At 71.4% G+C, this 12,176-nt stretch carries 11 protein-coding genes; 5 read left to right on the top strand and 6 right to left on the bottom strand.

Annotated elements, in window-relative coordinates:
* Positions 1–345: 345 nt before the first annotated feature.
* Positions 346–2,058 (bottom strand): L-arabinonate dehydratase, encoded by a 1,713-nt coding sequence (gene araD, locus ACZ63E_RS36215; protein WP_465340757.1) that lies wholly within the window; start codon positions 2,056–2,058, stop codon positions 346–348.
* 76 nt (positions 2,059–2,134) lie between these two features.
* Here araD and ACZ63E_RS36210 point away from each other — a divergent pair, with 76 nt between their 5' ends.
* The 3 genes from ACZ63E_RS36210 to ACZ63E_RS36200 are packed head-to-tail and all read left to right on the top strand — an operon-like array spanning position 2,135 to position 4,284.
* Positions 2,135–2,788: a GntR family transcriptional regulator gene (locus ACZ63E_RS36210; protein ID WP_465304000.1), complete on the top strand. Its 654-nt coding sequence runs from the start codon at positions 2,135–2,137 to the stop codon at positions 2,786–2,788.
* Entirely contained in the window at positions 2,785–3,288 is a 504-nt protein-coding gene (locus ACZ63E_RS36205) for a metallophosphoesterase family protein (protein ID WP_465340756.1), read from the top strand. The genes ACZ63E_RS36210 and ACZ63E_RS36205 overlap by 4 nt, the downstream gene beginning before the upstream one ends.
* Before the next feature lie 9 nt (positions 3,289–3,297).
* The gene (locus ACZ63E_RS36200; protein WP_465340755.1) at positions 3,298–4,284 is read left to right on the top strand and encodes a PHP domain-containing protein; all 987 of its coding nucleotides are present in this window, start codon (positions 3,298–3,300) and stop codon (positions 4,282–4,284) included.
* Here the strand turns inward: ACZ63E_RS36200 and ACZ63E_RS36195 are convergent.
* The 3 genes from ACZ63E_RS36195 to ACZ63E_RS36185 all read right to left on the bottom strand — a co-directional run bounded on the left by ACZ63E_RS36195 (position 4,274) and on the right by ACZ63E_RS36185 (position 6,626).
* Positions 4,274–4,927 (bottom strand): L,D-transpeptidase family protein, encoded by a 654-nt coding sequence (locus ACZ63E_RS36195; RefSeq protein ID WP_465340754.1) that lies wholly within the window; start codon positions 4,925–4,927, stop codon positions 4,274–4,276. The two genes, ACZ63E_RS36200 and ACZ63E_RS36195, sit on opposite strands and share 11 nt — an antisense overlap.
* Positions 4,928–4,966: 39 nt before the next feature.
* Complete coding sequence (locus ACZ63E_RS36190; protein ID WP_465340753.1) at positions 4,967–5,812, bottom strand: chitosanase; 846 nt, start codon at positions 5,810–5,812, stop codon at positions 4,967–4,969.
* Between the two features lie 223 nt (positions 5,813–6,035).
* A complete protein-coding gene (locus tag ACZ63E_RS36185; protein ID WP_465340752.1) occupies positions 6,036–6,626 on the bottom strand; it encodes a TetR/AcrR family transcriptional regulator in 591 nt (196 codons plus the stop codon).
* A 67-nt stretch (positions 6,627–6,693) separates the two neighbouring features.
* Between ACZ63E_RS36185 and ACZ63E_RS36180 the strand changes: the two genes are divergently transcribed.
* A complete protein-coding gene (locus ACZ63E_RS36180; protein WP_465340751.1) occupies positions 6,694–8,172 on the top strand; it encodes a flavin-containing monooxygenase in 1,479 nt (492 codons plus the stop codon).
* The gene (locus ACZ63E_RS36175) at positions 8,153–8,968 is read left to right on the top strand and encodes an SDR family oxidoreductase (RefSeq protein ID WP_465340750.1); all 816 of its coding nucleotides are present in this window, start codon (positions 8,153–8,155) and stop codon (positions 8,966–8,968) included. The genes ACZ63E_RS36180 and ACZ63E_RS36175 overlap by 20 nt, the downstream gene beginning before the upstream one ends.
* A gap of 9 nt (positions 8,969–8,977) precedes the next feature.
* Here ACZ63E_RS36175 and ACZ63E_RS36170 read toward each other — a convergent pair whose 3' ends face one another.
* Positions 8,978–9,910: a hypothetical protein gene (locus ACZ63E_RS36170; RefSeq protein WP_465340749.1), complete on the bottom strand. Its 933-nt coding sequence runs from the start codon at positions 9,908–9,910 to the stop codon at positions 8,978–8,980.
* Between the two features lie 79 nt (positions 9,911–9,989).
* Entirely contained in the window at positions 9,990–12,089 is a 2,100-nt protein-coding gene (locus ACZ63E_RS36165) for a M4 family metallopeptidase (RefSeq protein WP_465340748.1), read from the bottom strand.
* Between the last annotated feature and the right edge of the window lie 87 nt (positions 12,090–12,176).

Genomic DNA, 12,176 nt, shown 5'->3' with positions numbered 1-12,176 from the left:
CTCAGCGTACGGGGCACCCGGACAAGACGTACGACTCGCCCTAACGGGGGATGAACCGGTCACGGACGGGTACCGGAGGCGACCTCGGCCCATTACGTCCAACGCCATGAATGACTCATTCATGGCGTTGGACGTAATGAATGAGTCATTCACTACGTCTGGGCGCCGGCTGCGGCGACCTCGGAGGTGCCGGGTTCGGGGTTGTGGGCCGCGAAGGGGGTGGAGGGTGAGAGGCCGGTGCGGTGGGTGAGGCTGCCGCTGCGGGTGTCGTGAGTGACTCATTCATGGCGTTGGACGCAGTGAATGAGTCATTCATGGCGTTCGGGCGGTGAACCGGAGGCGACCTCACCCCGCGTCGGGCTCCGGGTTGTGGCCCGCGCGGGCCAGGAAGTCGAAGTCACAGCCTTCGTCCGCCTGCGTGATGTGGTCGCTGTAGAGCGCGCCGTACCCGCGCTCGAACCGCGGGGCCGGGGCCACCCAGGCGGCGCGACGCCGTTCCAGCTCCTCATCGGACACGTCCAGGTGCAACCGTCGCGAGGGGACGTCCAGGGTGATCAGGTCGCCGTCGCGGACCAGTGCCAGCGGCCCGCCCACGTGGGACTCCGGGGCCACGTGCAGCACGCACGCGCCGTAGCTGGTGCCGCTCATCCGGGCGTCCGAAATCCGGACCATGTCGCGGACCCCGGCGGCCAGCAGGTGCGACGGGATCGGCAGCATCCCGTACTCCGGCATGCCCGGGCCGCCGAGCGGGCCCGAACCCCGCAGCACCAGCACCGAACCCGCCGTGATCGACGGGTCGTCGATCCGCTTCTTGAGGTCCGGGTAGTTCTCGAACACCACCGCCGGGCCGGTGTGCGTCAGCAGGTGCGGCTCGGCCGCGATGTGCTTGATCACCGCCCCCGACGGCGCCAGGTTGCCGTGCAGCACCGCGACTCCGCCCTCGGCGGCGACCGGGTTGCCGCGCGGCCGGATGACGTCGTTGTTGTGCACCCGGGCCGCCGCGAGGTCGGCGCCCAAGGTGCGGCCGGTGACGGTCAATCGGTCGACGTGCAGCAGGTCGGTCAGCCGCGACAGCAGTCCGGGCAGGCCGCCCGCGTAGTAGAAGTCCTCCATCAGCCAGTCGCCGCCGGGCCGGATGTTCGCCAGCACCGGGACGCGCCGCGCGATCGTGTCGAAGTCGGCGAGCGACAGCGGGATCCCGCTGCGCCCGGCCATCGCGATCAGGTGGATCACGGCGTTGGTCGAGCCGCCGAGGGCGAGCACGGTCGTGATCGCGTCCGCATACGCCCGCTTGTCCAGGATCTGCGTGATCGTCAGGTCTTCCCAGACCATGCCGACGATCCGGGCGCCGCTCGCCGCGGCCATCCGGTGGTGGGCCGAGTCGACGGCGGGGATCGATGCCGCGCCCGGCAGGGTCATCCCCAGCACTTCCGCGGCCGACGTCATGGTCGACGCCGTCCCCATCGTCATGCAGTGCCCGGGCGACCGGGCGAGGCCGCGCTCCAGTTCGGACATTTCGGCGTCGCCGATCAGGCCGGCGCGCTTGTCGTCCCAGTACTTCCACATGTCGGTGCCGCTGCCGAGGACCTCGTTGCGCCAGTGCCCGCGCAGCATCGGCCCGGCGGGGACGAAGATCGCGGGCAGCCCGGCGCTGGCCGCGCCCATCAGCAACGCCGGCGTCGTCTTGTCGCAGCCGCCCATCAGGACGGCGCCGTCGATCGGGTAGGACCGCAGGATCTCCTCGGTCTCCATGGCGAGGAGATTCCGGTAGAGCATCGGGGTCGGCTTCTGGTACGTCTCCGACAGCGTCGCCACCGGGAACTCCAGCGGGAAGCCGCCGGCCTGCCAGACGCCGCGTTTGACCTGCTCGGCGCGTTCGCGCAGGTGCATGTGGCAGGGGTTGATGTCCGACCACGTGTTGAGGATGCCGACGACCGGTTTGTCGAGGTGCTCTTCCGGGTGGTAGCCGAGCTGACGGCTGCGGGCGCGGTGGCTGAAGTTGCGCAGCTCGTCGCCGCCGAACCACCGGTGGCTGCGGAGCTCCTCGGGTCGTTTCATGTCGCCAGTATGGCATCTGATATATGATCTGGTGGGCCTGGTTGAATGGTCTTCGACACGACCGAGGGAGCGCGCCATGACCGGGACGTTCAGCCTGCCCGCCTCCCGGACCGAAGTGGTCCTGGAAGAGATCCGCCGGGGCATCCTCACCCGCGAGCTGGTGCCCGGCCAGCCGCTGGTCGAAGCGGAGCTGGCCGCCCGGCTGGGCGTCTCCAAGACCCCGGTGCGCGAGGCGCTCAAGGTGCTCTCCAACTCGGGCCTGGTGACGTTCAGCCCGTACAAGGGCGCTTCGGTGTGCGTGGTCGACGCCGAGCTCGCGAAGTCCGTCTACGACGTGCGGATGGTGCTTGAGCCGGAGGCCGTCCGGCGGACGGTCGAGCGGCGCGACCCTGAGCTGCTCGAAGACGCGGCGGAGGCGCTGAAGGAGGCGTCGGCGGCCATCGCCGACAAGGACCAGGCCGCGCTGAGCCTGCTCAACCGCCGGTTTCACCGCGCCCTCTACCGCGGCTGCGGCAACCCGCTGCTGGTGAGCATCCTCGACGACCTCAAGGACCGCGCGGCGCTGATCAGCGTCGTCGGCTGGGAGGCCAACCCCAGCTGGAAGAAGGAGTGGACCGAGCACAAAGCGGTGCTCGCCGCGGCCAAGAAGGGCGACGCCGAGGGTGCCGCAGCGCTGCTGCGCGACCACATCGGCGGGTTCCTGGAGCGGGTGCTCGAGGCCATCGGATGAAGCTGCTCCTGATCTCCGACACCCACCTGCCGGGGCGCGCCCGGGTGCTGCCCGAGCAGGTGTGGGCCGAGGTCGAGGCGGCGGACGTCGTGGTGCACGCCGGCGACTGGGTCGACGTCGCCGTGCTGGACGAGCTCGAGGCCCGCAGCAAGCGGCTGATCGGCGTGTACGGCAACAACGACGGCGCGGACCTGCGCGCCCGGCTGCCGGAGATCGCCCGCGCGGACCTCGGCGGTGTCCGGCTGGCCGTGATCCACGAGACCGGCGGGAAGGACGGCCGCGCGCAGCGGTGTGACGCGCGGTTCCCGGACACCGACGTGCTCGTCTTCGGCCACAGCCACATCCCGTGGGACACGACCACCCCGGCCGGGCTGCGCCTGCTCAACCCGGGCTCGCCCACCGACCGCCGCCGCCAGCCGTTCTGCACCTACCAGACCGCCCGCGTCGACGGCGGCGCGCTGGTGGACGTCGAGCTGCACGAACTGCCCCGGAAGGGGTAGGAAGGTCCCATGGATCCGGCATGGGCGTTGCGGGAGATCGCGTTCCAGCTCGAACGCGCGGGTGAGCCGACCTACCGCGTCCGCGCGTTCCGGAAGGCGGCGGCGACGGTCGAGAAGACCGATGCCGGGCACCTCGCGCAGCTGGCCGCGAACGGCACGCTGACCTCGCTGCCCGGGATCGGCAAGGCGACCGCGGGGGTCATCGAGGACGCGCTGGCCGGGCGCGACCCGGCGTACCGGGAGAAGCTCGTCGAGGCGAAGCTGCCGGACGGCGAACCGCTGCGCTCGGCCCTCAAGGGGGACTGCCACACGCACTCCGACTGGTCGGACGGCGGCAGCCCGATCGGCGAGATGGCCGTCGCGGGCCGCGAGCTGGGCCACGAGTGGATGGTGCTGACCGACCACTCGCCGCGGCTGACCGTCGCGAACGGGCTCTCGCCGGACCGGCTGCGGACGCAGATGCAGATCGTGGCGAAGGCCAACGAGCTGATGGCGCCCTTCCGGCTGCTGCACGGCATCGAGGTCGACATCCTCGACGACGGCGCGCTCGACCAGGAGGAAGAGCTGCTCGCCCAGCTGGACTTCGTGGTCGCCAGCGTGCACTCGAAGCTGCGGATGCCGGCGAAGGAGATGACCCCGCGGCTGCTCGCCGCGGTCCGGAACCCGCACGTCCGCGTCCTGGGGCACTGCACCGGGCGGCTGGTCACCGGCCGCGGCCGGCCCGAGTCGGAGTTCGACGCCGAGGCCGTGTTCACCGCGTGCCGCGAGAACGGCGTCGCCGTGGAGATCAACTCGCGCCCCGAACGGCTCGACCCGCCCATGAAGCTGCTGCGCCTGGCCGCGGAGATCGGCTGCGAGTTCGCGATCGACAGCGACGCGCACGCCCCCGGTCAGCTCGACTGGCAGGGCTACGGCTGCGAGCGCGCGATCAAGGCCGGGATCGGGCCGGAGCGGATCGTCAACACCCGCACGGCCGAGGAGCTGCTCAGCCGCTGATCTTGACCTCGGGGTGCAGCGCCGGGTCGAGCCAGCGCAGCAGCGCGTCGAGGTCCGGGGCCGGCACGGACACACAGCCCGCGGTGGGTTTGCCGTTGCCGACGTGCAGGAAGAACGCGGACCCGGCGCCGGGCACCACGGGTGCGCGGTTGTAGTCGAAGACGACGGCGTGGTCGTAGACCGGGCCCGCCTGACCGAGGTTCTCACCGGCGGCCTCGTCGAACGGGCACGTGCCGGGCGCGCACGAGAAATGCGTGTTGTAGTGCGGGGAGCGCACGTCCGAGACCCACCAGTCCGACGTCGTCACCTGCCGGTAGGGCAGCTTCGTCGTGGCGGGCCGGATGCCGAAGGCCTCGGTCAGCGTCCAGGTGCCGGCCGGGGTGCGGGCCGCCGACTCACTCGCCTGGCCGATGCCGTCCCGGCCGACGAACGCCGCGACCGGGCCGTACGCCTTCACCCAGTGGCCGCCGGTGCGCTGCCACGCCGTGAGGACGGCGGTGGTCGCCCCTGCCGAGTCCGCGACGACGGTGATCCGCTGCGCCGGGGCGGCGTGCTCCGGCGCGGCAGCCGCGGTGCTCAGCACGGCGGCGGTGGCCAGCAGCACGGCCGTGGCCGACGTGGCGCCGAGGAGTCTCCGGGACATGCCCGCGACCCTAGCGGCGCCACGCCGGTGCGTGCCAGGTCAGTTGATGGTGTAGGAGTCCCCGTAGACCTTCCACTTCAGCGGGGTGTGCAGGTCGAAGTTGCCCGCGTTGAGGAACACCAGCTGCTCGGTGTCGACGCGCGAGGTGTCGGAGTGGGCCTCTTCTTCGTTCATGACGACCTTGCGCGCGGCGAAGAACGCCTTGAGGTAGGTCGTCTCGTTGCCGCCCTGGGACGGCGGCTTCGCCTTCTTGATCGCGGCCGCGCGGATGCCGCCGAAGCTGCTGTGGTCGGTGCCGGGGCCGTGCATGACGATCGCGTCGTAGTAGGCGAACTGGCCGAGGTTGCTGAGGCCGTCGGTCTTGCCCTGGGCCACCGCCGGGTTGAAGTACACGCGGTCGCGCTCGTTGTTCTGCGCGGTCTGGAACGCGGTGGTGGCCGCGGCCTGCTTCCACGCGCTTTCGAACGCCGAGCCGAGCCCGCTGTGCGAGTCGGTGCCGTTCACCTTGCGCAGCGCGGGAAGGTACTTCGCGAGCGGGTTGTCCGGCACGGCGTTCGTGTACGCCTCGACGAGGTCGAGCATGTCACCGGTGCCGGAGCAGAACCCGACGATGCCGGCGGTGTACCCGCGGCCGTCGCCGATGTCCTCGATGTACTTGTACTGCGCTTTCCAGTCCAGGGAGGAGTTTTCCGCGCTGGAGACCAGCTTCATCGCGATCTCCTTCTTCGCCGGGACCGAAAGGTCGCCGGTGGCAAGGACGGAGGCGCTGTTCGCGGCCAGCGGCGCGGGGGCCGCCGAGGAAAGCGCGGGCGTGGTGATCACCAGGGCCGCGACGGAGGCCGCGCCGAGCGCGCCGACGAGGACCGGCCGCAACTTCTTGCTCATGGGAGAAAACCCTTTCCGCGGAACGAGCCGTGGGGGAGCACGGCTTTCTGGGCATGGCGGACAGCACCCGGAATTCGGTGGCCCTTCGGCCGCCGGAAACGGGTTGCTGGTGGTGCTGCGGCGTAGCGCCACGGTAGCGAAGGGTCAGCACCGCCACAAGGGGGGAGGAAGTTGTTGGCAAATAGGGAAAAAAGACCGGGGAGAGTAGACGGTTTCGCCGCGGTCAGCGAACCCCGGCGAAGAGGCGGATGACGTCCGGCAGGACGTTCACCGGGATCGTCGGGTCGATCGCGCGCTGGACGCCGAGGCCGATGCCGAGGCTGAGCAACGCCGTCGCGGCGTCGTCGGCCGACATCGGGAGCGTGATCCCGAACCGGTCCGCGTACCCGGTGAGCAGGCCCGCGATCGTGTCGCGGATGGCCTTGTCCCGCGCGGCGAGCTCGGCCCGCACGTGCGGGTTGCGCCGGGCGTTCGTGGCGAACTCGACCTCCAGCGCGGTCCACGCCTCGTCGCCGATGCTGCGCTCGGCCCACACCTGGAACGCCGCCAGCAGCCCGTCCATCCCGTCGGCGCCGACCAGCGCCCCGGCGACCAGCTCGACCTGCTCGTCGTGGATCCGGTCGAGCACGGCGAGGCAGAGCTCGTCCTTGTTGCGGAAGTTCGAGTACACCGCGCCCTTCGAGTACCCGGCTTCGTCGGCGACCTTCTCCAGCGACGTCACCGAGTAGCCGTCGCGCAGGAACAGCTGCTTGGCGGTCTCGACGAGCTGTTCGCGGGTGCGCGCCTGGCTTTCCGCGCGGGTGAGTCGGGCCATGGGGGTCACTCTAGTCAGTCCGGGAATCGGGGTACCGCTAGTATTGAGATACTGTTAGTCTCCGAAAATGGAACAACGCCACTTCGCGGTCCTCGTCGTCGGCGCCGGGGCGTCGGGGCTGGGTGCGGCCGTCCGCCTGGGCCAGGCCGGCGTCGACGACCTCGCCGTGCTGGAGAAGGCCGGGTCGCTCGGCGGGACCTGGCGCGACAACACCTACCCCGGCTGCGCCTGCGACGTCCCGTCCGCGCTGTACTCGTACTCCTTCGCGCCCAACCCCGGGTGGACCCGCGCGTTCGCCGGGCAGGCCGAGATCCGGGCCTACCTGCGGGACACCGCCGACCGGTTCGGCGTCGCTGCGAAGATCCGGTACGGCGTCGAGGTGACGCGCGCGCAGTGGAACGAGCGTGACGCGCGCTGGGAGCTGGAGACGTCCCAGGGGCCCTACACCGCGCGGATCCTGGTCGCCGGCACCGGGCCGTGGCACGAGCCGAAGATCCCGGACCTGCCCGGCCTCGGCGCGTTCCCGGGCGAGGTCTTCCACTCCGCGCGTTGGAACCACGACCACGACCTGGCGGGCCGGCGCGTCGCGGTGATCGGCACCGGCGCGTCCGCCGTGCAGTTCGTGCCCGAGATCGTCCCCCGGGTCGGGCGGCTGCACCTGTTCCAGCGCACCGCGCAGTGGGTGCTGCCGAAGCCCGACCACTACGTCCCCGGTGTCGAACGGTTCCTCCTGCGGCGGTTCCCGGCACTGCAGCGGGCGTTGCGCACAGCCGAGTACGGCGCGATGGAGACGCTCGGCTTCGGCTTCCGGCACCCGTGGCTGCTGCGGCAGGTGCAGAAGATCGGGCTCGCCCACCTGCGCCTGACCGTGCGGGATCCCGTGCTGCGCAAGGCGTTGACGCCGGACTACACGCTCGGCTGCAAACGCCTGCTGATGTCGAACACGTACTACCGCGCGCTGACGAAGTCCACAGTGGACGTCCACCCGACGGCGGTGCGGGCGGTCGAGGGCAACCGGGTCCTCGGCGCGGACGGCTCGGCGGCCGAGGTCGACACGATCATCTTCGGCACCGGTTTCCACATCCTCGACATGCCGGTGTCGGCGCGCGTGTTCGACCACGCCGGCCGCAGCCTCGACGACCACTGGAAGGGCAGCCCGCAGGCCCACCTCGGGACGACGGTGGCCGGGTTCCCGAACCTCTACCTGCTGCTCGGGCCGAGCCTCGGCACCGGGCACTCGTCGGCGTTCATGATCCTCGAGGCGCAGCTGCGGCACACGGTGGCCGCGGTGACCCGCACGCTGCGGTCGGGCTGGGCCTCGCTCGCGGTGCGGCCGGAGGCGCAGGCGGCGTTCAACGCCGACGTCCAGGCGGCGCTGCCGGGCACGGTCTACCAGTCCGGTGGCTGCTCGAGCTACTACACCGACGTCAACGGGCGCAACAGTTTCAGCTGGCCGTTCTCGACCGGGCGGCTGCGGTCGCAGGTGGGGACGTTCGACGAAGCCGACTACGAGATCAGGAGGGTCCATGCGGTATCCGGCGATTGAGCTCCGGGACGCGGTCGTCGCGGTCACCGGCGGCGCGCGCGGCATCGGCCGCGCCACGGCGGCGGCGTTCACCGCGCGCGGGGCGACGGTCTGCGTCGGCGACTTGGACGCGGGCGACTTCCCGCTGGACGTCACGGTCCGCGAGTCGTTCGACGCGTTCACCGCGGCGGTGACCGAGCGGCACGGGCGGATCGACGTGCTGGTCAACAACGCCGGGGTGATGCCGCTGGGCGACTTCCTCGAGGAGCCGGACGCGGTCGGCCGGACCACGATGGACGTCAACGTGCAGGGGCTCGTGCACGGGCTGCGCTCGGTGCTGCCGGGAATGATCGCGCGCGGGCGCGGCCACGTCGTGAACGTCGCATCGATGGCGGGGAAGATCCCGCTCCCGGGCATGGCGGTGTACAACGCGAGCAAGTTCGCGGCGGTCGGCCTGACGGCGGCGGTCCGGCGCGAGTACGCGGCGACCGGGGTCAGCGTGAGCGCGGTGCTGCCGAGCGCGGTCCGCACGGAACTGGCGTCCGGCGTCCGCCTCGGCGGCGCTCTGCCCACAGTGGACGCCGAAGACGTCGCTCGCGCGATCGTGGGCACCCTGCGGACCCGGCGCGCGGAGACGGCGGTGCCCCGGTGGGTCGGCGGTTGGGACTTGCTTGCCGCGGTGACCCCGGAGCGTGTGATGGCGTTGGCGCGGCGGCTGGTCGGGGATGATCGTGCGTTGCGGGAGTTGGATCCGGTGGCTCGGGCGGCTTATGTGGCGCGGGTTTCGGGGCAGGTCAAGGATCGCCGGGTGCCGTGACCGCCGCGTTCAGTCCCACTCCCAGCTCATGCCGTACACCCCCGGCTGGGCGTCCAGCACCGCGACGTGCCCGGTCAGGCTCGGCCCCACCGGCAGCTCCGGCTCGCTCCCGGCCGCGCCGCCGTCCCGCGGCTGGTGGTAGCGGTAGCAGCGGGCCGGCACCGCCGCCGGGTCGAAGCACGCCTGCAGCACCAGCTGCCGGGCCGGGGCGCGGATGCCGAACTGGAGGAAGCTCGTCTCGGGCGGGGCGCCGTCGTAGCCGAACTCGAAGTCGAACACGTACGTCTCGCCCGCGCGCAGTGGGTAGTCGAACCGCAGCTCGAGCGCGACCAGCTCGGACGCGGCGTCACGGCGCACGCGGCCCGGGCGGCAGCAGCGCGCCGAGCGCAGCACCGGCCGGTGGCCGCCCCCGGACTGGGGGCGGAAGAACGACACCCAGCGGTCGACGCCGTCTTCGCGGCTGGTCACCACCAGCTCCGTGTGCACCGAGCGTTCGGTGCGGTCCGGGCCCAGCACGGCCCGCTGGTGCACCGAAGCCAGCGCGAGCCGGGAGTTGCCGTCGAGGTCGATGCCGTCGCAGGAGGCCAGCTCCGTCGGCTCCGAACCGAGCGCGCTGGCCAGGCCGATCCCGCCGGGCCACCGCGGGGCGGCACGCACCCGCGGCCGCGCGACGAGCCGGGTCAGCGTCTCGGCGGGCAGGCCGAGGCAGCCTTCCGCGACGCCCACCGCGTGCAGCGAGCGGTGGCCTTCCGGGTGCCGACGGCCGCGGCGCCAGTAGCTCAGCGTCGCCAGGCTGACCTGGGCGCCGTGGGTGGCCATCCGCCGCTGCAGGGCCTCCAGGCTCAGCCCGCGGTGCCGGATCGCCAGGTCGAAGGCCACCTCGAACGGTCCTTCCCGGACCGCGTCGGCAACCGCGGTGTCATCCTCGGGGAACGCTTCCATCCAGGTAAGCATGAGTACCGGACGCATCCGGCGCAACGAGGCCTGCCACCAAAGTAGGGGGCAGGCCTCGTCGGGGGGATCAGCCGAGCGTGACCGCCGTGTCGTCCACGGCGAACGACGTCTGCAGCGACTGGTCCTCCGTCCCGGCGAACTTCAGCGTGACCGTCTGGCCCGCGTAGGAAGACAGGTCGAGCGTCTTCTGCGCGTACGCCGAGTTCCGGTCGAGGTTCGAGTACGTCGCCAGCGTCGTCGAGCCGGCGGACACGATCAGCTTGTCGTAGACGACGTTCTCGGTCTCGGCCGTCCAGACACGCAGCCAGAACGTCAGGCTCGCCCGGCAGCCGGCGGGGATGGTGACCGCCTGCGAGAGCGTGTCCGTGTGCGCCGAACCCCAGCCGCCGAGCCACGAGTCGTAGCTGCCCGAGCGCGCCGGCGCCTGGGCGCCCCACTGGCCGATCGTCGTGTTCGGGTCGGTCCACGACGCCTTGCCGGACTCGAAGCCCGGGTTCTGGACCAGCTGGCCATTGCACCCGCCCGGGGGAGGCGTGGTGGTCGTGGGCGGGGTGGTCGTGGTCGGCGGGGTCGTGGTGGTCGGCGGGGTGCCGGTGCACGTCGGGTCGCCGGACTGCGCCGGGACGCTCACTGCGTTCCACGCCGCCTTCACGGCGTCGAACTCGGCGCAGCTGTTCGGGTACAGGTTCTTCGCCGCCTGCAGCGTCCACGTGCGGTAGCGCAGGTAGTTGCTGCCGGACGTCTTCAGCTGCACGGCGCCGTGCATGATGTTGATCGCCTTGCGGATGCCGAGCCCGGCGACCGTGCTGTTGTTGCACGTCGAGCTCGTCGGCTGCCCGTTGGTCGGGTTGCTGCCCTCGGCCAGCAGGTAGAACCAGTGGTCGCCGGGCCCGGCCGCCTTGTGCACCTCGGCGTTCGGCGTCGAGCTGGAGTAGCAGCTCGGGTCGCCCACCTTCGACGGGTCGTACATGTAGCGGATCGCGCCGGTGCCGACCAGGTTGACCTCTTCGCCGATCGCGTAGTCCGGCGGGTCGTACTGCGACGGCTCGTTCGCGTAGAACTCCGTCGCGGTGCCGAAGGTGTCGGCGATGAACTCCTGCGTGCCGCCGCCGGAGAAGCCGCCGGAGCCGGAGTAGTCGTCGACGCCGTGACCCATCTCGTGCCCGAGGATGTCGAGCGAGCCGACCCACTCACCGCTCGGGTTGTGCCCGAGGTTCACGTAGGCCGGGCGGGAGTTGTAGTAGTACGCGTTCTCGTCGTCGAGGCCGACGCGGATCTTCCACGCGCCGCCGTTGCCGGTGAAGCCGTTGCGGCCGACCCACTCCGACAGCATCTTCTTCTCGGTCTGCGCGACGAACAGCGCGTCCGCGCAGCCGGTTTCGATGTTCGTGCCGGTGCCGTTGCCCCAGCTGTCGTCCGGTCCGGTGAGGACGGTGTCGCTGCTGTAGTTGCGGCAGTCGAGGTTGGGTGTGTTCGGGTCGGCCATCGAGTACGTGCTGCCGGACTTCGTGGTGTTCAGGGCCAGCGGCGACGGCCCGTTCCACTTGCCGGTCCCGGTGCCCGCGGCGACGTGCTGGACGCTGCGCAGCACGCGCCCGTCCACGGCGTCGACGTAGACGCTCAGGCTGCTCGGCTCGCCGTGTTCGTCGGTGCCTTCGACGTTGCTCTCGTACGCCAGGCGCCCGCTGCCGTCGGCGACCACGACGAGCTTCCCGCCGGGCAGGCTCTTCGGCCCGCGGACCTGCTTGCGCGCCACGGCTTCGGCTTGCGCGGCGGTGAGCGTCGCGCCGTGGACGTCGAGGTCGCCGAGGGGCTGCTGCTGCGCGACGGACGTGGTCTTGACGGCGCCGGTGGCGTCGGTGGCGATGACCAGGTCACCGCCGACCACGGGCAGGCCGTCGTAGGTGCGGTCGTAGACGACGTAGGACAGGCCGGCCGCCGAACGCACGTCGCGCTGGACGAACTTGTCGTGCGCGCCGGCGAACAGGGCGGCGGGCCGGGCGTTGACGAGGCTCGCCGCCGCGCTCGTGGCGTTGGCCTGGGCCTGCGCGGCGGACGGTGGCGGGGTGGGCGTGGGCTGCGCGGGCGCGGCGACGGCGATGCCGACCACGACCATGCCCGCCGCCGTCGCTCCGCCGAGCGCGGCGAACCGTTGGGGCACTCTCATGACGCTCCTTGCGAAAACGCGATGGGGAAGGGAGAACCCGATCGACGCTAAACGCGGCCCAGGAGCGGCAGAAGATTCATCACAGCA

The organism is Amycolatopsis sp. NPDC104819, assembly GCF_055583145.1.
This window is presented reverse-complemented; position numbering and strand designations above follow the sequence as displayed.